Raw genomic sequence first — 20,110 nt, forward strand, 5'->3', positions numbered from 1 at the left:
AAGGAAATCGTCATGAAAACAGGAAAATCCCTTATACTGACGACACTGCTCACCTTGCTGCCAGCAGTCGCCGTTCAGGCCAAGCCGGTGGAAAAGCCAACAACCAAAGCAGACGCCATAGAAATCACCTGGGACGAGCTGATGCCTGCACCGGATCAGCAAGTCATTAACAATTACCAGGCCGGAGAAATGGGGAGAGATGAGGTCATCGCCTACCTGGATAAGCTGGGCCAGACGCCGGTTGTAAAGCTGGACAAGCGCACGGTAAAAATCCCGGGATACCTCGTGCCACTGAACCTGGATAAAGATCAAAGAGCGACAGAGTTGTTGCTGGTACCAACAATGGGTGCCTGCATCCACGTACCGCCACCACCACCTAATCAGACCGTTTATGTGAAATTCAAAGAAGGCAAAGGGGGTATCAAAGTCGAGGAGGCAGGCTACACCCCATACTGGCTGGTAGGTACTTTGCGTGTCGAGACCACTCAGTCCGAGTATACAGAGACCCTGTATTCCATAACTGTTGACTCGCTGGAAGTCTACAAATAAGACAACCTGTTTCGGTTAAGAACCCCCTGTTTAGAAAAACAACAGCGGTTCTTAACCACTAGCAGCCTGTCAGACTTAAGCGTCCGTAGCGAGGATTGCAAGAAATTGAGGATAAAAATTTCTGCTTCTGAGGAGAATAGCGAGCTATTTGACGAAGAAGCAGGAATTTTTAGACCAATTTATTGCAACCGCAGTAGGACAGCCTTAAGTCCGACAGGCTGCTAGAGCAAAGGACTTAACAGCTGAAATAAACTTTCAAGAAATCTTCTGTTGACAGACCTCTGACTCCACAAAGACAAGCGAACACGCTCAGAACTCTGCATATACTGATCCAGAAGCGTCGCCATGGTTTGGCTGAAAGCTCTGTCATAGATGATCATGGTCACTTCATAATTCAGCCAGACACTGCGCATATCCAGATTGACTGTACCAAACAAAATGGTGGATCGATCGACCAGAACGCACTTGGTATGCAGTAACCCTCCCTTGAACTGCAATATTTTTATCCCTGCATTTAACAAGTCTTCATAGTAGGAACGACTGGCATGGTGAACCATCCTGGAGTCATTTTTGTGGGGAACCAGCAATTGAACGTCCACCCCTCTCATGGCTGCTGACTTCAGGGCGGTCAGCAATGATTCGTCGGGAACAAAATAAGGCGTGGATATCAGCAGCTCTTCTTTGCTTTCATAAATCGCTGTCAGCAAAACCTGATGAAGCCTTTCCCGATCGATACCCGGTCCTGATGGCAACACATGAACATCAGCACCGGCATAACTGTCCAGACAAGATGGTGGAAACTCGTAAGTGGCATTAAACGACGAATGCTTCTCACCCGTTTCAAGCGCTTTATCCCAATGAGCAATAACCGCCATAACGTGGGCAGGAATACCCTCTACCCTTACCATCGCATCTATCCATTGCCCGACATTGGCTCTCTGACGAAAGTGAACCGGATCGACCAGATTAAAGCTGCCACTCCAGGCGATCTCATCGTCAATCACGAGAATTTTGCGATGGTTGCGGATATCAACCCGTTCAAAGAGCATCCTCAAAAGGCCAACCGGCATGGAGCCTGTCACACTGATGCCTTCCAGACGGAAACGTCTTGCCCACTCACCGCGAAGAAACTGTCGGCTACCCACCGCATCAAGTATTACCATGCAGTCAACGCCACGTCGTGAGGCTCTGATCAGGGCCTCTGCCAAAACCTTGATTCGCCCCTTGGGCTCACAGATATAGAACTCCAGAACAATGCTGTGCCTGGCTTTCTCTATATCCTGTAACAGGCCATGAAGGATCGCATCGGTTTCATGAAACAACTGAAGCTTGCTGCAGGGCAACACCGGAATGCCCAAAGTCTGCTCCGCCAGCTTGTAGATCCCCGTGTGAGGGGTATTGGAGGGACACTCGAGCTGCCTCTGGGTGATCACTCTCGACAGGTGACTGGACCACTGTTCATAGTCGGGATAGAGGCTTTCCAGACGTCGGTGCCTTCTTTTTCCAAGACGTCTTGAGCCAAACAAAAGGTAAAAGAAGAAACCGGCTATCGGCAGAATGAACAGCAACAATATCCAGGCCAGTGTCACACCTACTGGCCTGCGCTGCATAATGATGTGTATTCCAAAGGCTATGATCAGGGCAAGATAGATTCCCCCGAACAATGCACTGAGCCAACTGCTGTCCATTCAAATACTCGGGCGACGTTATTCTTGCCAAAACCAGTTATGAGACTCCGGGACGAGGAGCCTGTCGGACTATCTATAATAACGTTAATCTGTCACTTGCGCAGAAAAACCTTTTAAAACAGCAAGTGTCCGTAATCATCCCACATGAGCTTGCCGGTCATAACCAGTGAAATAATGACGATCATGGGACGAATAATCTGCTGACCACGCTTCACAACCATTCTTGATCCCAGTCGGGCACCGATGAACTGGCCAACCAGCATGATTCCCCCTACAGCCCAGACAACCTGACCACCCAATATAAAGAACAGCAGGGAGGCTACATTACTGGTACAGTTCAGAACCTTGGTGTGAGCCGTTGCCATGACCAGGGAATAACCAAGGAGACTGACGAAGGCTATGGCGAAGAAAGAGCCCGTACCCGGCCCAAAGAAGCCATCATAAAAGCCAATCCCCAGCCCTGCTGTGCAGGCAAAAGCCGTCAGGCTCATTCTGACAGTAGCAGCCCCGGCAATTCGGGCACTGGGGGAAATAATGAAGTAAGCAGCTATACCCAACAACAGGAAGGGAATGGTCTGCCTCAACACCGAAGCATCAATCATCTGCACCAGAATCGCGCCTGCAGCGCTGCCAACAAAGGTCATGAAAATGGCGAAGCGCATTTCCCTGAGATTCACCAGACCTCTTCGAACAAAATAGACACTGGCAGAGAAAGAGCCGCCTGTGGACTGTAATTTGTTAGTCGCCAGAGCCTGTGCCGGGGAAAGCCCCACCGCCAGAAGTGCAGGAACTGTAATCAATCCGCCACCGCCCGCAACAGAATCAACAAAACCAGCCAGAACCGCAACAAGAAACAGCAAAAGCCCCCAATCAAGGGTGAGTACAAAATCCAAAACAGGCCTCAACTTTATGGAGTGTCAGGTTAGTAATCTCTCAGAAACTAACGCAAATGTTTATTCTTTAATGACGAAATTTGTTTTTTCACGGAATTATCTTGATGTTTTGGGTCTTCGACTATTTGCAATGACAACAGATGGACACTCAGACACATCACTTCATGTTCAATGTGACATACGATAACCCAAATAAATCAGACCACCCAGCTCAAAACAAGTTGGGCATAATTTAAACCGGTAAACATTGATACTCTCTGAAAACACCAAAAACGAAAAAGCCCGACGGGTTTTAGTCGGGCTTTAGAAAGATGGCTGGGGTGGAGGGATTCGAACCCCCGCATGGCAGGATCAAAACCTGCTGCCTTACCGCTTGGCGACACCCCAGTAAAATGGTAGCTAGGGGCAGACTCGAACTGCCGACCCCAGCATTATGAGTGCTGTGCTCTAACCAACTGAGCTACCTAGCCATTTAATGGCTGGGGTGGAGGGATTCGAACCCCCGCATGGCAGGATCAAAACCTGCTGCCTTACCGCTTGGCGACACCCCAGCAAATACGAAATGTTTTATCGGGTGAGGACATTCCGTGGACACTCTCGACCCTACGTTAACAGTCGCCTACACGCAAACTGCTCAATAATGGTAGCTAGGGGCAGATTCGAACTGCCGACCCCAGCATTATGAGTGCTGTGCTCTAACCAACTGAGCTACCTAGCCGCCGAAAGATGGTGCGCATTGTCAGGATTTAACACTGTCCTGTCAACTGTTTAAGCGGCTTTTTTGGGCACCTTCAGAAAACCCCTATCGCTGTTTCGTATTTTTAAAGACACTGAATTTTGCCTTATTCAAAATCCTTTCATTTTCTCGAAACGCACGGTCAGCGCATCCATTCACACCAGTCTGAATAAGATCAATGTCAATAGCAACATTCAATAGCTCTTTCCAGAACGTTATATGCTGACAACACCCGATATAAAAGACAGGGCTAACTGAACAAGCCGCCCCGCTTGAATCAGACGTTGAAACGAAAATGCATCACATCGCCATCTTTAACGATATAGTCCTTGCCTTCAACTCTCAAACGACCGGCTTCCTTGGCACCCTGCTCACCGTTGTACTGAACGAACTCATCATAAGCCGTCACTTCAGCACGAATAAATCCACGCTCAAAGTCAGTGTGGATCACACCTGCGGCCTGAGGTGCCGTGGCACCGATCTTCACGGTCCAGGCGCGAACCTCTTTAACTCCCGCAGTGAAGTAAGTCTGCAGTCCAAGCAGTTCATAACCACCACGAATCACACGATCCAGGCCCGGCTCTTCCATACCCAGATCGGCCAGAAATTCATCCCGCTCTTCGTCTTCGAGTTCAGCGATCTCAGCTTCCAGCTTGTTGCAGACAGTCACTACAACGGAACCCTCGCTCTGAGCAATGTCACGGACAACATCAAGGTAAGGATTATCTTCAAAGCCATCTTCATCGACGTTGGCAATGTACATGGTGGGTTTCGTAGTAAGAAGATGGAAGGTTTTAGTCAGCTTTTGCTCTTCGTCAGTCATATCCAGAGAACGAACAGGACGACCCTCTTCCAGATGAGGAACAATTCTTTCCAGCAGGGCTTTCTGGGCTTTTGCATCCTTGTCGCCACTCTTGGCTACACGGGTTACACGCTGCAGCTGCTTTTCACAACTTTCCAGGTCGGCCATGGCCAGCTCGATATTGATAATGCCAATATCCGCCGCCGGATCGATCTTGTTGGCCACATGGATAACGTTGTCATTCTCAAAGCAACGAACCACGTGGGCAATAGCATCTGTCTCACGAATATTAGCCAGGAATTTGTTGCCCAAACCTTCACCCTTGGAGGCACCTTCTACCAGGCCAGCAATATCGACAAATTCCATAGTAGTGGGCAACACACGCTCAGGCTTAACAATTTCAGCCAGCCTGTTCAGACGAGGATCGGGCATAGCCACGACACCCGAATTTGGTTCAATAGTACAGAAAGGAAAGTTTTCTGCATCAATCCCTGCCTTGGTCAAAGCATTGAACAGTGTTGATTTGCCGACGTTGGGCAGACCAACGATGCCACATTTAAAGCCCATAAAAAGTTACCAGGGGAAATTCAAAAAATTTGGGGAACGATTATAAAGCCCGACCTGAATTGACACCAGTATTATGCCTGACTGTTGCTCCCGGATTTATACTAACCCAAACTAACGAGATTCCTACGTCAGCATAACAGCAGCTGGCATGCAGACAATCTCACAGAAAGCTTTGAAAAAATAACCAGAGCCATGAATCCAAATCACAGTTTCTGCAGTATAGGTATGCAATAGCAGACGGGAATCTCGCTCTTTCGTTCACATCAGCCAAATCTAAATCAAAGAATAATGATGGGCCACGAACTTAATCTGATACAAAAGACAACATTAATACTTGTGTGCAAGAAACCAACCTTATGTCAGGGAAAACAGCGTCTCGCTGCTGACATAGGGACTGAAGAGGCTCTGACTGTTGCTCAACACCTGCTTGCTTGCGCGCTGGAAGATTTATCAGAGTGGCCAGGCCAAAAGGTAATTGCCCCCTCTCATGAAAGCGACTGTGAATGGGCCAGTCAGCTTCTGGAAGACGAGCACGCCCTGATAGTACCCCAAGGCTCAGGTAACCTCGGTGCGAGACTGAATCACATCGACAATGAACTGAGACGCCAGGGAAAAGAAAGCCTCATCTATATCGGCAGTGACTCTCCGACACTCAGCTTCAGGCACCTCTCGGACGCAGCACAAAGACTCAAGACATACGACACAGTATTCAGCAAGGCCAGTGATGGCGGTGTCACCATCATGGCAAACCGAACTCATTGGCCTGACCTTTCAAACCTGCCCTGGAGCACAGAATCTCTGGAAGCTTCACTGGCCAAACTTTGTCGTCAATCATGCTTATCCGTCGGCTATGCTCTTTCTGGTCAGGATGTTGATCATTCAGAGGATTTGCTCGGAGTTTTCCCCGAACTGAATAGTGACAACCGACCTGCCCGAAGGGCACTGGCAAAACACATTAGAACTGTTTTCAAACAAGGAGACACCCCTCATGCATGAAACAGTACAGAATTACTATGGCAAGACCCTTCAGGGCAGCAACGACCTCCAGACCAATGCCTGCTGCACAGATACAGCCATGCCAGGCCATCTGAAAAGCGCTCTTGCCAACATACATGACGAGGTTCTGAGCCATTATTACGGCTGCGGACTGGTCTGCCCTGAGCAACTACAGGGCGCCAGAATACTGGATCTTGGCTCCGGATCGGGTCGTGACTGTTATGCTCTGGCTCAGATGGTAGGAGAGCAGGGTTATGTCGTCGGTGTCGACATGACAGACGAACAGCTTGCCATAGCCAACCGACATGTCGAATACCACCGGGAAAAATTCGGCTATTCAAAAGCCAACACAGAGTTCCTTAAAGGCTATATTGAGAAGCTGGATCAACTGAGCCTTGAAGAAAACAGCTTCGACATGATCATTTCAAACTGCGTAATCAACCTTTCTCCGGACAAGGAAGCGGTACTCAGGGAAGCCTGGCGTCTGCTAAAATCAGGCGGCGAACTCTACTTCTCTGACGTCTATTCTGATCGCCGCATTCCCGCTGAACTGGTTAATGATCCGGTTCTTTATGGAGAATGTCTGAGTGGCGCTCTTTATTGGAATGACTTTTTGAATCTGGCTAAAAAGGCCGGTTTCACGGATCCCAGGCTTGTGGAAGACAAGCCTGTCACCATCAATAATAGTGAGATAGAAGCCAGAGTAGGTAACATCCGGTTTTTCTCTGCGACTTATCGATTGTTCAAACTACCAGAACTGGAAAGTCATTGTGAGGATTATGGGCAGGCTGTGATCTATAAAGGCACGATTGATCACCACCCCGACACCTTCTATCTGGATGGACATCATCCCATTACCCAAGGCAAGGTTTTCCCGGTTTGCGGCAACACCTGGAGAATGTTGCACGACACAAGATTCCGTGAACACTTTGAATTCATTGGCAACTTCAGCACCCACTATGGCATTTTTGATGACTGCGGAATTTCATTGCCCTTCTCATCTTCGACCAATGAGAACACAGGAAGTAATGGATCATGCTGCTAACCGATACACCTCCAAACGCTAAAAGCCAGAATTGGCACTTTACGCCTGATGGCAGCCCCAGAGGCTATATCAAACCCCATCAATTGAAAGAGCTTTGGTTTCATACCGGAACCCGCTGCAATCTTTCCTGTAGCTTTTGTCTGGAAGGTTCAAGTCCGGCCAGCAAGAGGCTGGATGCCCCCACTCTCAAAGAAGTAAAACCATATATTGATGAAGCACTTGAGCTGGGTGTTGAACAGTTCTCACTTACCGGAGGTGAGCCTTTTGTCATCAAAGACATTATCCGGATTCTGGACTACGCCTCTCAGCATCGCCCCTGCCTGGTTCTGACCAACGGCACAACACCCATGATCAAAAGGCTCGATGAACTGGCCCGTTTGAGTGATAACCCTTACTCCATTTCCCTGAGAGTCAGCCTGGACCATCCAAACGCTGAACAGCATGACGCAGGACGAGGTAAAGACAGTTTTGCCACCGCTCTTTCAGGACTGAAATTACTCCATGAAAAGGGCTTTAACGTATCAGTCGCCAGACATATGGAAGCAGACGAAAACACTGCAGAGGTTGAGCAGGCCTTCAGGGATCTTTTTGAACTGAACGGTTTGCCGGTCAATATGAAACAAGTGGCCTTTCCGGATTTCCTGCCACCCGGTTCTTTACCGGATGTCCCCCACGTCAGCACAGACTGTATGACCCGCTACCAGACAGAAGAGAGTCGTCGTCAATTTATGTGCGCGTTTTCCAAAATGATGGTCAAACAGAATGGGCAGATGCAGGTTTATGCCTGCACACTGGTGGATGACGATAGCGAGTACAACCTGGGGAAAAATTTACGAACGAGCCTGACTCAAACCATCAGTATGAAACACCACCGCTGTTACAGCTGTTTTGCTTTCGGTTCTTCCTGCAGCGAACTCTAATCATCAGTACATCAAAAGGAATTTATGATGGATAAAACCCGAATACTGTTCCTCTGCACAGGCAACTCCTGCCGCAGCCAGATGGCGGAAGGCTGGGCCAGAAACCTGCTCCCTTCAAGCTATGAGACCTTCTCCGCTGGACTGGAAGCCCACGGGCTCAATCCATCCGCAGTCAGGGTCATGCAGGAAGCGGGCATTGATATCAGCCAACAGCTGTCGCAGACCCTTGAAGATCTGAATCAGAAACATTTCGACTTTATTATCACCGTTTGTGATCACGCCCATAAAACCTGCCCAACGCCCAAAGAGGGGCAGATCATACTCAAACGTTTCGATGACCCTCCCCGACTGGCTAAATCGGTGAAAACAGAAGAAGAATCGTTGGCAATTTACCGTCGTGTAAGAGACGAGATCAGAGTGTGGGTAAATCAGCTTCCCGACCAGATCCAACAGTTGTCTGATTAATTCACCACAATGAAAAGGAAACATTATGCTGGCAGTGATTGGCGGAACAGGCATCTATAAACTCGATGGACTTGAGGTATTGAATGAGCAGAAGATTGAAACACCTTACGGCTCTCATTCAGGTACAATAACGACAGGTCTTTTTAATCAACAAAAGCTGTTGTTCTTGCCCAGACATGGAAGTGGCCACGAACTCTTGCCCCATGAAGTCAATTATCGAGCCAATATCTGGGCATTAAAAAGTCTGGGGGCGACTCGGGTAATAGGCCTTTCTGCGGTGGGCAGCCTGCAGGAGGAAATTGCGCCTGGTGAATTATCTCTGGTCAGTCAGTACTTCGACTTTGTAAAAGGACAGCGGGAAAAAAGCTTTTTCGGTAACGGTCTTGTCGCTCACGTCTCCACCGCACTACCGAGTTGTCATCATCAATCAGAACAGCTGCTCAGCGCTGCTAACTCAGCAGAGATAGGACTGCACAAAGAGAAAACCTATGCCTGCGTTGACGGTCCCAGGCTGGGTAGTCGTGCAGAAAGCCTGTTCCTGAAAAATGCCGCTCAGTGCGACGTTGTGGGCATGACCAATGTGCCTGAAGCGTTTCTGGCGAGAGAAGCTCAACTCTGTTATACAACCATCGCCATTGCCACCGATTATGACTGCTGGAAGGACGATCCTTCAGCCCACGCCAGTGTTGAGCAGATCGTTGCCAGATACGACAGAAGCCTGGCACTGGCCAGAGAGTTGTTAAGACAGTATCTGAAACAACAACAAGAAACGCCCCACGACAACACCCAATGCAACTGCAGGAGCGCACTGAAATCAGCACTACTCTCCCCTGAGAACAACTTGGGTCAGGAACAAAAAGCATTGCTCGAAGTATTGCAAAAATAATCATGTCCAGCATAACAGCAATCGTGCCTCTGGGTCCCGGTGAGCCAGAATGGCCGGTTCTTCTTGAACAATTTAGCCTGCTTCCAGCTGGCAGCGAGATTATCCTCGTTGGCTATAAGGACCAGCAGCGCCCTGCCAAACTGGATCAACTTCCGCCCCCTTTGCTTCATCTCAAATGGTTTTGGTGCACTGCAGAACAAGGACGTGCCTGCCAGCTCAACGCAGGAGCTCGAGAAGCCACAGGTGACTACCTCTGGTTTTTGCATGCAGACACAATACTGAACAAAGGGAACGTTCAGAGTTTATTGAATGCCATTAATCAGCATCCAGAACGATTGTTTTATTTTGATCTCTGGTTTTACGACAAGCATACCCTCCGGTTATCCATCAACGAATGGGGAGCCAGATTCCGCTCCAATGTTCTGGGGTGTCCTTATGGAGATCAAGGGTTTTGCATTAGCAGGACACAGTTTCTAAACCTGAAGGGCTATCCTACCAACACTGGTTACGGCGAAGATCATGTATTTGTCTGGAAAGCCCGGCAAAACAAGATCCACCTCCACCCCTGTCGGACCAGACTGGGCACCAGCGCAAGAAAGTATCATGAAAGAGGCTGGCTAAATCTAACCCTGAAATACCAGCGTCTCTGGCTCAAGCAGGCGACACCGGAATTTTTTAAATGGCTCAGGATAAAACCAGACAGAAACAGACTCTAAATGGACTCATAAACCAGACTGGTCAGATTTGGCTTATGTACTAGGCTTGACTGATCACAGCCCAAACTGAAGCCATTAGACGAATGCCCGACAAAAGTAAAACGATTGCCATCATCTGTGGAGGTCTGTCTCCGGAAGCAGATGTTTCCAGGCTCTCGGCAAACCGTATCACCCCCTGCCTGGAAGAACATTATGGGAGAGCTGTCCATTTGGAACTCGACGAAACACTTCCGGAACAACTCGTAGCCCAACAGGTTGACGTTGCCTTTCCTGTCGCCCATGGCCCCTACGGCGAAGATGGCCGCCTGCAAGGGCTGCTGGATATTATGGGCATTCCTTACGTGGGTTCCGGAGCCCTGGCAAGCGCCTGCTCTCTGGATAAGGTGGTTACCAAACGCCTGCTGCAATCTGTCGGCATCCCTATGGCTAAGGACAGAGTCGTCTATCGTAATGAGAACTGTGAAGACGCCACCCTCGACTGTATCGAATCCCTTGGACATAAGGTCATCATCAAACCATCAGGTCAGGGTTCCGGTATTGGTATCCAGTTTGCCGTGGGCTATGAAGACCTGATGAGTAAACTGAAAACCGGCCTGCAAATGGATGAAAAACTCTTGGTCGAAGAGTTTGTCACCGGTCGGGAAATCACTGCCGGCGTTCTCCATCTGGATGACGACTACCAGGTTTTGCCCGTTACCGAAATTACCACACCAGATGGTGCCTGGTATGACTATGTTCACCGCTATACACCGGGCCTCAGTGATCATGTGATCCCCGCCAGAATTTCGGAGGATCAGTGTCGGAAAGTTCAACAGATTGCACTCAAGGCACACCAGATTTTAGGCTGTCAGGACTTGAGTCGTTCTGACTTTATCGTTCCGGAATCAGGAGAGCCGGTATTTGCAGAACTGAACAACCTGCCGGGAATGACACCCACCAGCCTGTTTCCAGACGGTGCCAGACACGCAGGAATACCCTTTGACATCCTGATCTGTAAACTGGTGGATCAGGCTTTGAAACGGGGAGAAAACATGCGCAATGACAGAGAGTACTGGCCAATCCCCAAACTGGATATCAAGCCATCGTAAAATCAGGCTTTAAAGGTATGTAACTCTTGAACGGCCTTGGCACGAGCACCATTGAAGGCTTCTGGAGAGATGCGGATGGCTTCGTCGATCACCGAGTCGATCTTTTGACGATCCGCCACGGAAGGCTTGTTCAGCACATAATTAACCACCTCCTTACTCTCGCCCGGATGACCAATACCCAGACGCAAACGCAGAAAGTCTTTATTATTTCCCAATGCTGAAATAATGTCCCGAAGACCGTTATGTCCACCGTGCCCACCGCCCTGCTTCAGACGACCGATACCAGCAGGCAGATCCAGCTCATCGTGAACAACAAGAATAGATTGGGGAGGAATCTTGAAAAAGGTGCTGATCGCACCCACCGCCTGACCACTGCGATTCATGAATGTGGTCGGGTTTAGCAGACGGACATCCTGTCCACCGATGGTAACGCGGGCAGCTAAACCAAAAAATTTCTTCTCGGGCTGCAAGCTGGTACCGTAGGCCCGGGCCAACTGCTCCACGTACCAGAAGCCGGCATTATGGCGAGTATCATCGTATTGAGCACCAGGGTTGCCGAGTCCGACAACCAGCCTGATCGAGTGATCCTTCGCCATAACATCCTCCATAGCCCTGAGCTGCATATACAGCCCCGAACCATAAAAAAAGCTGATTACTCTTCGCCGCCTTCTTCTTCAGAAGCTGCTTCTTCAGCTTCTTCTTTACCGCCACGGGTAGACTGAACAGAAGCAACGTCCAGATCGTGGCCTTCACCCTGCTGCAGAGCAACCAGCTCAACACCTGCAGGCATGGTCAGGTCAGTCAGGTGGATGTGACCACCCAACTCAACATCCGCCATATCAACTTCGATGAATTCAGGCAGGTCAGCAGGCAGACATTTAACTTCTACTTCAACACGAGCGTGAGTGATAGCGCCACCGGCTTTCACACCTACACAGCTGTCTTCGTTCAGGAAGTGCAGCGGGATGTGAGTGGTTACCGCGTGAGCAGCGTCAACACGCAGGAAATCCAGGTGCATAGCAAAGTCTTTTGCCGGATGACGCTGCAGGTCCTTCAGGATAACCTGCTGGGAAGCACCTTCTACGTCCAGGGTAACAATCTGGGAGTAGAAAGATTCGGATTCCAGTGCCTTACGGATAGCACGGGCTTCCAGAGTAATTTGCGCGGGTTCCTGCTCGCCACCATAAATAACGGCAGGTACCCGTTCTGCACGACGCAGGCGGCGGCTCGCACCTTTCCCTACGTCCTTGCGTACAACAGCGCTCAGAGCGATAGCTTCAGACATTTTCTTTCTCCAAAGGAATACCTCAGCATCTTGCGACCAGATACCAAGGCTTTAATAAAGGCGCCATATCATACCGGCAATCCAATAAATTGCAAAACAAAAGCTTGGGTTTTACGGCAAGTCACCAATGTCTTCATCAAAAATGCGGATAATTTCTTTAAATCGACCGACTATACGCTCAAAAATAGCTTTTCGTTCAAGCAACTTCGGCTTGACGGACAGGGCAGAAAAAACCCTTTCCCGCAGTGGCTCTTTGCCAGTGAACTGATAATCATCCATCATCTGGTAAAGGGCGTGTTGATTCAGGTTTTCCGCAGAGCACAAGCCCTTAACAGCCTGTTTACGCTCCTCACTCCAGAATCGGTCAAAGACTTCCTCTATCTCGTCTTCAGCTGTGAGGTCTGGCATACAGTAATTGATGAACTTCTCAATCAGCTCCCGCTTGCTGCGAAGCTGAACTTCATTATTCATTAAATCGATGATGCCTTTTTTCTTTTGCTCAAACTCTTTAGATGAAGCGTCTTTTGATCCTTGCAGATCAGCCAGGAGCCTGAGGATGTAGGTAACATTGATTTCGTCCCGTTGAATCAGCTCCAGTTCGAAATCGACTTCATCAATAATCGAGACCCCTGCTTCCCTGTCAGAACGAGTACGGTCATAAATATCCAGATATTTACTCTTGTAGTCCTCAAAGGTTTGCTCGTCTAAATCGAGATCCACAAAATTGAACTCTGTAAAAGACTTAAGCACATTAAGCATACGGATGAGCTTACGGAAAGCCCTGACAAATTTCAGCTGGTCATCTTCGCTGATGAGGGCATCCACATCCTGAGGTGTCGGAGCAATCACCATGAGTTCCAGAACGCCCTGATTGAATAACTCTGTATACCGATCGTAAGGCTCTACAAAAATGGTGCCGTCTGCATCGGTATTGGAGAAAAGCTGGATGGCATCATCGGTATTCTTTTTCAAAGGGCGGAAACAAACAATATTGCCTTGGGACTTCAGCTCGCTCAGCGTTCGGTTAGTTCGGGAATAAGCCTGCAACAAACCATGATATTTAAGATTTTTATCGACATACAGGGTGTTGAGCTTTTTGGCGTCAAACCCGGTCAGGAACATATTCACCACCAACAGAATATCGGCACGATCCTTGTCCTGAAAAGTTTCCCTGTCCCGTTCCTTCATGCGCTTGGCGATGTCTTTGTAGTAAGCGTAAAAAGCACTGCTATCCCTTGCGCTGTGACTGGTTTTGTAGAGTGCGTTGTAATCAGCAATAAACGCTTCCAGCTTTTCCCGGCTGTGTTTGTTTTCACCGCCTTGCCTGTTCTTGTTATCAAAAGCTTCGAAGTCAGGATCTCCAATCAGCCCATTAGCGTCGGCATCATCCTCATTGGTGCCATAGGTGAAAATAGTCACAACCCGTAAATCATGCATCCCAGCTTCACGCTTGCGTCTGAACGTCTCGTAGTAGGCTATCAGGGCATCAACGCTGCTGACACACAACATGGCTGAGAACGACTTGTTGTGGGTTTTACGATGATGGTTCTCAACAATCCAATCGACATTCTTTTCTATCCTGACAGGATCATCAAATACCTCTTTGGTATTGATGCCGGTGACTTTCTCATCAAAACATTCACCAGTGCCGCTATCACTCTTCTGAACAAACTGACCCCAATACTCAATGGAAAACTTAAGGACGTTATCGTCAGCGATAGCGTTAGTAATCACGTACTTATGCAGTGCTTTTTCAAACAGGTCGTCTGTGGTGCGCTTGCCGTGTTCGTTGATAGTAGCGTTTTCTTTGAATATCGGAGTACCCGTGAAGCCGAACATTTGTGCCCCGGTGAAAAAGTTCACAATATTTTTGTGGGTATCACCAAACTGAGAACGATGGCACTCGTCAAAAATAAAGACGATGCGTTTGTCCCGTAAAGCCTCCATAGCCGCTTGATGCTTTGTTTTTTTGATAGCGGTATTGAGCTTTTGCAGGGTAGTAACAATCAGTCCGTTATCACCCGCTATTTGTCGAACCAGCGAACGAGTATTGACAGTGCCATCGACGCTGCCTTTGCTGAAATGATTAAACTCACGAGTGGTTTGATAGTCCAGATCGGCCCTGTCGACCACAAAAACCACTTTATCCACCTTCGGCAGAGCCGTAAGAATTTGAGCAGCTTTAAAGCTGGTCAGGGTTTTGCCAGAGCCAGTGGTATGCCAGATATAACCGAACTTGCGCGTGTTCTCCACACGGTCAACAATGGCCTCCACCGCATAGTACTGATAGGGGCGCAGAACCATCAGAATCTTGTCGGACTCATGGAGCACAATATATTGGCTGATCATCTTGGAAAGATGACACTTCTCCAGAAACTCATCTGCAAAAAGTTCCAGATCAGTCGTCTTGTTGTTGTCTTTATCCGTCCAGAAGAAGGTTTGCTTGAAAGATTGTTTTCGATTGTTTGCATAGTACTTGGTGTTGACACCATTGGAAATCACAAACAACTGCACATACTGGAACAAACCACTTTCTGCCCAGAAGGAGTGGCGCTGATAACGGTTAATCTGGTTAAACGCTTCCTTCAGTTCCATGCCACGGCGTTTCAGCTCGATTTGCACCAGAGGCAGGCCGTTAATCAGCAGGGTGACGTCGTAACGGTTTTTATAAGTACCCTCAACCGTGACCTGGTGAGTGACTTGATACTCATTCTGGCACCAATGCTCGGTATTCAGAAACTCCAGATAAAGCGAAGAGCCATCGTCACGGGTCAGTTGCATTTTATCCCGCAGGGTTTTGGCACGCTCAAAGACGCTGCCCTGGTCGAGATGGTTCACCACCTTCCTGAATTCGCCCTCAGTCAATTCAACCTTATTGTGTTTCTCTAACTGAGTCTTGAGATTGGCTTTTAATTCATCAATGCTGGTGATGGCGACCCGGTCATAACCGAGACCGGTCAGGCGCTTGATCAGGTTTTCTTCCAATTGCGCCTCGCTCTGGGTCGCCGCTTGAGAGTATTGTTTTTTCTTTTCGGCATTTTCCTGCTGGGCAGCAAAAGCTGCAGGGGTGTAGAATTCCACGCCGACCCGTTGAATGTGGTCGAGCAAGTTGGGATTGTCAATTTGATGGTGAAAAGAAATGTCGAATAGCCAGGGCAGGTTCAGGTCATCAAGCACTCCGCTCACATCCAGCAGCAGTTTGTAAGCTTCATAACTCTTTTCCGATGTAGTCCACTCAGGACTGATATCCAGGGTCAGGTCAATATCGGAACCAGGACGATAATTACCCCTGACCCTGGAACCGTAGAGAGTAGCTTTATTCACTAAAGGAAACTGAAACAGAGCCTTGCGAATACGTAACACGTCTTCGCAAGGGAGCCCGAACTCCTTATTCATGATTCTTTAACCACTCCAGTAATGTATTTCTCAATCCCACCAAGGCTGAAAAGTAATGATCAATGATATGCCGCAAAACCTCTTCAGCCACCTCTTCGTGGTAGGTGTTAACGGTTTTAATCCGATCTTCGACCATATCCATCCACACCTTGCCATCACTGACAAGTCCTCTCTTGAACGCCTGACGAAACGCATCCCGACTGCCCATAATACCTGCAACTCCCTGGTACTCATAAAAGTCCTTGACGACATTCCAGGCCAGTTCATAGTTATACTCAAACGCCTTTATCAATCCCTGCCGCTCCAACTCTGAGAGCGGCCTCCGATCCATAATCTCAAAAATGTTTTCCATCTGCTTGGTAGAACGCTGAAAATTGTCGAAGCGTTGAATCCACCGAATATCTTCACTCATCGGGTGTCCTCATGGCTTTTTCAGGTAGAAGGCTGTTATACAAACACCTCATTCTAGACAAACATTTTTTGCAACAGGCCTTTTTTAAAGGTTTCCATGGTTTTTATTTGCCGGGCTACGGCGTCGATTTTTTGGTCGATAGACATCAGACAGCTGGCTATTTTATCCTGTTCATCTCGATGGGGAAGCTGAATCCCTAGCAGCCTGTCGGACTTAAGGCTGTCCTACTGCGGTTGCAATAAATTGGTCTAAAAATTCCTGCTTCTTCGTCAAATAGCTCGCTATTCTCCTCAGAAGTAGAAATTTTTATCCTCAATTTCTTGCAATCCTCGCTACGGACGCTTAAGTCCGACAGGCTGCTAGACTCTTCAAGTGAGATGCATAGAGATGTACGACAGCATTACCTTGAGCAAGCTTTGCAATTTTTCGTTTCTTATAACTACTTAAATAATAAGCAAGGAAGACCCCATCAACCTGAAACCTAATAATATTTATGTCACCATCCAAGTCACTCTCAGCCAGGAAAGTTTAACTGAAAACTCCTGTAAAAATTGATAGTACTTGACGAACGACAGAAGGGGGAGTTAAGCAAGTGTTTTGTAATATTTCGCCGATCATCCCCCAAAAAGACAAAAAAAGGCGGCTTTATAAGAATACCTAAAAAGCCGCCGATATTGTTGTAAGCACTTGATATTACTGGAACATAGCACTGATGGATTCAGCATTACTGATTCTGCGAACAGACTCAGCCAGCAGAGGGGACATATCCAACTGACGGATTCGACCCAAAGCCTGAGCAGCCGGGCTCAGAGGAATAGTATTAGTCACCACCAGTTCATCCAGCTCGGAGTTAGCCACATTTTCCAGAGCACGACCAGACAGAACAGGGTGCGTACAGTAGGCAATCACCTTGGTTGCGCCTTTGGACTTCAACGCAGAAGCAGCAGCGCAGAGCGTTCCGGCAGTGTCGACCATATCATCGACCAGCACACAGGTACGGCCGTTAACATCACCGATGATGTTCATCACTTCAGATTTATTGGCTTCAGGGCGACGCTTGTCAATGATAGCCAGATCGGTATTCAGTCGTTTGGCCACAGCACGGGCACGAACCACACCACCGTGATCGGGCGAAACCACCATCAGGTTCTCATAACCCTGGCGTTCCATGTCATCCAGCAGGATTGGGGAACCGTAGACGTTATCCACGGGAATGTCGAAGAAACCCTGAATCTGATCTGCGTGCAGATCTACGGTCAGAACACGATCCACCCCCACACTGGCAATCATATCTGCTACGACTTTGGCACTGATAGGTACACGAGAAGAGCGCGGACGACGATCCTGACGAGCATAACCAAAGTAAGGCAGTACCGCTGTGATACGAACCGCAGAGGAACGGCGCATAGCATCTGCCATGACCAGCAGCTCCATCAGGTTATCATTGGTAGGTGCACAGGTGGACTGGATGATAAAAACATCACGACCACGAACGTTTTCCTGAATTTCCACTGCAATTTCGCCGTCACTGAAACGGCCAACATAGGCCTTGCCCAGGGGGATATGCAGGTGATTGACAACCTTGTGCACCAGCTCCGGATTTGAGTTGCCGGCAAACACCATCATTTTGGACACGGATAAATACCTTGCTCTGGTCGTAGTCGTGGGTGGATGTAGCTCTGCGCCAAACGAGCAGAACGCTGACTGCCGACGGCAATGAGCGTCACATCATTCTGATTTGTGCTCCCCGGATTGGAAGCATCACCTTCGAACACTTTGAAGGAGAATGTTTTGTCCTGAGCGTTACGTCTCATAAAACAGCGGAGAGAGCTATCTTTAGGATAGGATTCGGAATGGTGGCTGGGGTGGAGGGATTCGAACCCCCGCATGGCAGGATCAAAACCTGCTGCCTTACCGCTTGGCGACACCCCAGTAACATAATTTACAGTCACTTTCAGCGGGATAATGAAGTTTAATTCACACATGATCGAAGTTGACTGATCGAGTTGTGAAGCGGAGATATATTGACACCACTGACAACAAAACCTTCGACGTCAGAGTCGATTCCTGCCAGAGTCGTTTCCGCCTCTTCACGACTGGCAAACGGCATAAACACACAGGCACCCGAACCACTCATCATGGCCTGCCCCACACTCGAATTTCCGGAATTATCCAACAGCATTAAACATTTATCAACTTCCGGATACAGCCTTCGAACCAATGGCTGAAAGTCATTGGTCAACTCATTTCCATGCAGCCCGTTTAATGCGGCGCAAACTTTAATGGGACGAGTATCTCTTGTCAATTCCTGATGACGGAACATTTCGGTTGTGTTGACGTGACAGTCAGGCTTGAGAACCAGATACCAGTTCTCCTCAGGCCTGACAGGCGTTAACTCCTCGCCAACTCCCTCGGCAAAAGCAGCGTGCCCCCTGACAAAAACCGGCACATCGGCCCCCAACTTCAGCCCCAGCTCTGCCAGCGTATCTTCATCCAGACCCAACTCCCACAAAATATTCAGGCCATGAAGTGCTGTGGCTGCATCGGAACTTCCTCCACCCACTCCACCCCCCATGGGTAAACGTTTAACGAGCCTGATCCTGGCGCCCTTTTCACAACCAGTGAGGTCTTGTAAAAGACGGGCAGCCCTGAGAATAAGATTGTCATCACTGACCAGCTCTGGAACGTCACAACTTAGTAATAAACTGTCATGATGCTCAAAGGTCAGTTCATCAGCAAAATCCAGAAACTGGAAAATGGTCTGGAGCTGATGATAACCGTCTTCCCGACGTCCGACTATATGCAAGAAAAGGTTTAGCTTGGCCGGAGCAGGCAGAACCAGAGTTGAAGACGACATCAACGAACCATCCTGAAATTGCAGTCATGAATAATTAAACAACTTCTGCCTTATAGCAGGGTGATGCAAAACGCTCACAAATCTGCTGAGCAAAAGAGATATTAAAGATAAAAAATGAAAGCTTATTTGAGTTGCCAGCTTCTGGCAAACAGTGTTGCCTGCACCCCATCCTGTCGGATTTTTATCCTGACAGGCAGAGTGACTCCGGAGAAGTCCTTGTACTGCAGATATTCAACTTGCCACCCCTTTTGAACGATCAGCTCAGGATACCCCCGGTTATTTAACTGGGTAATAGCCTTACTCTCAGGACTGGGCAGCCCCATAACCCAGTATCGCAGCAGGCTGACAGGTAAATCCCAACCGGTCAGCTCAAAAAGAAGCTTCTCAGGATTGCGGTCTTGATAACGCTTACCCGAGGCTTCCAGCGCTACGAAACCCGGTTGACCACTAATTTTTGCCACCGACTGCCCCAGAGGGCCGTCCAGATAGATGAGATAGCTCTCTTTATTCTGCTGCCATTCCAGGGACAGGGTTCCAGAATCTCCGGGAACTCTCAAACCCATTCGCCCTTTCAGGTTCCAATGACCCAGACCTCTCAGCTGCTTTTGATGAACCTGCCACAGCGACTGACGCTGAGCCTCTGAAAGCCCTTTCTCCGGCTTTGGAGCAATGGCACAGCCAGAGAGAATCAGGGCAAAAATCATAAGAAGAGCCAGTTTTAGCTGTAATGAAGGGTCAGTCAGGTATGAGGAAAAAAACGGTATCTGCATACAGCCTGCCAGTTTTTGCGTTTTATGAAACAGGCCCTG

At 48.6% G+C, this 20,110-nt stretch carries 18 protein-coding genes and 5 tRNA genes; 8 read left to right on the forward strand and 15 right to left on the reverse strand.

Annotated elements, in window-relative coordinates:
- The first annotated feature begins 12 nt into the window (after nucleotides 1-12).
- Complete coding sequence (locus tag KBW69_RS02505; RefSeq protein WP_257253610.1) at nucleotides 13-549, forward strand: DUF3299 domain-containing protein; 537 nt, start codon at nucleotides 13-15, stop codon at nucleotides 547-549.
- A 221-nt stretch (nucleotides 550-770) separates the two neighbouring features.
- Here KBW69_RS02505 and cls read toward each other — a convergent pair whose 3' ends face one another.
- From cls to ychF, 7 genes are all read right to left on the reverse strand, one after another.
- Nucleotides 771-2,237: a cardiolipin synthase gene (cls, locus tag KBW69_RS02510; RefSeq protein WP_257255504.1), complete on the reverse strand. Its 1,467-nt coding sequence runs from the start codon at nucleotides 2,235-2,237 to the stop codon at nucleotides 771-773.
- Between the two features lie 113 nt (nucleotides 2,238-2,350).
- Nucleotides 2,351-3,130, reverse strand: coding sequence for a TSUP family transporter (locus KBW69_RS02515; RefSeq protein ID WP_257279800.1), 780 nt, complete (start codon nucleotides 3,128-3,130; stop codon nucleotides 2,351-2,353).
- Between the two features lie 312 nt (nucleotides 3,131-3,442).
- A tRNA-Gln gene (locus KBW69_RS02520) sits at nucleotides 3,443-3,517 on the reverse strand.
- 6 nt (nucleotides 3,518-3,523) lie between these two features.
- A tRNA-Met gene (locus KBW69_RS02525) sits at nucleotides 3,524-3,600 on the reverse strand.
- A gap of 6 nt (nucleotides 3,601-3,606) precedes the next feature.
- A tRNA-Gln gene (locus KBW69_RS02530) sits at nucleotides 3,607-3,681 on the reverse strand.
- A gap of 90 nt (nucleotides 3,682-3,771) precedes the next feature.
- A tRNA-Met gene (locus KBW69_RS02535) sits at nucleotides 3,772-3,848 on the reverse strand.
- A 295-nt stretch (nucleotides 3,849-4,143) separates the two neighbouring features.
- Nucleotides 4,144-5,235, reverse strand: coding sequence for a redox-regulated ATPase YchF (ychF, locus tag KBW69_RS02540; RefSeq protein ID WP_257255502.1), 1,092 nt, complete (start codon nucleotides 5,233-5,235; stop codon nucleotides 4,144-4,146).
- A gap of 288 nt (nucleotides 5,236-5,523) precedes the next feature.
- Between ychF and KBW69_RS02545 the strand changes: the two genes are divergently transcribed.
- The 7 genes from KBW69_RS02545 (at nucleotide 5,524) to KBW69_RS02575 (ending at nucleotide 11,351) form a co-directional block, all read left to right on the forward strand.
- Nucleotides 5,524-6,231: a DUF2064 domain-containing protein gene (locus KBW69_RS02545; RefSeq protein ID WP_257279801.1), complete on the forward strand. Its 708-nt coding sequence runs from the start codon at nucleotides 5,524-5,526 to the stop codon at nucleotides 6,229-6,231.
- Nucleotides 6,224-7,276: a methyltransferase domain-containing protein gene (locus KBW69_RS02550; protein WP_257255500.1), complete on the forward strand. Its 1,053-nt coding sequence runs from the start codon at nucleotides 6,224-6,226 to the stop codon at nucleotides 7,274-7,276. The genes KBW69_RS02545 and KBW69_RS02550 overlap by 8 nt, the downstream gene beginning before the upstream one ends.
- Nucleotides 7,267-8,196, forward strand: coding sequence for a radical SAM protein (locus KBW69_RS02555; RefSeq protein ID WP_257255499.1), 930 nt, complete (start codon nucleotides 7,267-7,269; stop codon nucleotides 8,194-8,196). Before KBW69_RS02550 ends, KBW69_RS02555 begins: the two co-directional genes overlap by 10 nt.
- A 24-nt stretch (nucleotides 8,197-8,220) precedes the next feature.
- Complete coding sequence (locus KBW69_RS02560; protein WP_257279802.1) at nucleotides 8,221-8,661, forward strand: arsenate reductase ArsC; 441 nt, start codon at nucleotides 8,221-8,223, stop codon at nucleotides 8,659-8,661.
- A 25-nt stretch (nucleotides 8,662-8,686) separates the two neighbouring features.
- Nucleotides 8,687-9,547, forward strand: coding sequence for an MTAP family purine nucleoside phosphorylase (locus KBW69_RS02565; protein WP_257255497.1), 861 nt, complete (start codon nucleotides 8,687-8,689; stop codon nucleotides 9,545-9,547).
- Between the two features lie 2 nt (nucleotides 9,548-9,549).
- Entirely contained in the window at nucleotides 9,550-10,263 is a 714-nt protein-coding gene (locus KBW69_RS02570; RefSeq protein ID WP_257279803.1) for a glycosyltransferase, read from the forward strand.
- Between the two features lie 83 nt (nucleotides 10,264-10,346).
- Nucleotides 10,347-11,351, forward strand: coding sequence for a D-alanine--D-alanine ligase (locus tag KBW69_RS02575; RefSeq protein ID WP_257279804.1), 1,005 nt, complete (start codon nucleotides 10,347-10,349; stop codon nucleotides 11,349-11,351).
- A gap of 2 nt (nucleotides 11,352-11,353) precedes the next feature.
- Here the strand turns inward: KBW69_RS02575 and pth are convergent, their stop codons facing one another.
- The 8 genes from pth to lolB form a co-directional block, all read right to left on the reverse strand.
- On the reverse strand, nucleotides 11,354-11,947 hold the full coding sequence (gene pth / locus KBW69_RS02580) for an aminoacyl-tRNA hydrolase (protein ID WP_257279805.1): 594 nt from the start codon (nucleotides 11,945-11,947) through the stop codon (nucleotides 11,354-11,356).
- Between the two features lie 56 nt (nucleotides 11,948-12,003).
- Nucleotides 12,004-12,636: a 50S ribosomal protein L25/general stress protein Ctc gene (locus tag KBW69_RS02585; protein WP_257255437.1), complete on the reverse strand. Its 633-nt coding sequence runs from the start codon at nucleotides 12,634-12,636 to the stop codon at nucleotides 12,004-12,006.
- A 111-nt stretch (nucleotides 12,637-12,747) separates the two neighbouring features.
- Nucleotides 12,748-16,032 carry an HsdR family type I site-specific deoxyribonuclease gene (locus KBW69_RS02590; RefSeq protein WP_257279806.1) on the reverse strand — a complete coding sequence of 1,095 codons (3,285 nt, stop codon included), beginning with the start codon at nucleotides 16,030-16,032 and terminating at the stop codon, nucleotides 12,748-12,750.
- Nucleotides 16,025-16,444: a nucleotidyltransferase substrate binding protein gene (locus KBW69_RS02595; RefSeq protein ID WP_257279807.1), complete on the reverse strand. Its 420-nt coding sequence runs from the start codon at nucleotides 16,442-16,444 to the stop codon at nucleotides 16,025-16,027. Before KBW69_RS02595 ends, KBW69_RS02590 begins: the two co-directional genes overlap by 8 nt.
- A gap of 693 nt (nucleotides 16,445-17,137) precedes the next feature.
- Nucleotides 17,138-18,079, reverse strand: a complete 942-nt coding sequence (locus KBW69_RS02600) for a ribose-phosphate pyrophosphokinase (protein WP_257279808.1) — start codon at nucleotides 18,077-18,079, stop codon at nucleotides 17,138-17,140.
- A 222-nt stretch (nucleotides 18,080-18,301) separates the two neighbouring features.
- Nucleotides 18,302-18,376, reverse strand: a tRNA-Gln gene (locus tag KBW69_RS02605).
- Nucleotides 18,377-18,416: 40 nt separating this feature from the next.
- Complete coding sequence (ispE, locus tag KBW69_RS02610) at nucleotides 18,417-19,301, reverse strand: 4-(cytidine 5'-diphospho)-2-C-methyl-D-erythritol kinase (RefSeq protein WP_257279809.1); 885 nt, start codon at nucleotides 19,299-19,301, stop codon at nucleotides 18,417-18,419.
- A 122-nt stretch (nucleotides 19,302-19,423) separates the two neighbouring features.
- Nucleotides 19,424-20,071 (reverse strand): lipoprotein insertase outer membrane protein LolB, encoded by a 648-nt coding sequence (gene lolB, locus KBW69_RS02615; RefSeq protein ID WP_257279810.1) that lies wholly within the window; start codon nucleotides 20,069-20,071, stop codon nucleotides 19,424-19,426.
- Nucleotides 20,072-20,110 lie beyond the last annotated feature (39 nt).

It is taken from the genome of Endozoicomonas sp. ISHI1 (assembly GCF_024606225.1).
Classification (GTDB): Bacteria; Pseudomonadota; Gammaproteobacteria; order Pseudomonadales; family Endozoicomonadaceae; genus Endozoicomonas_A.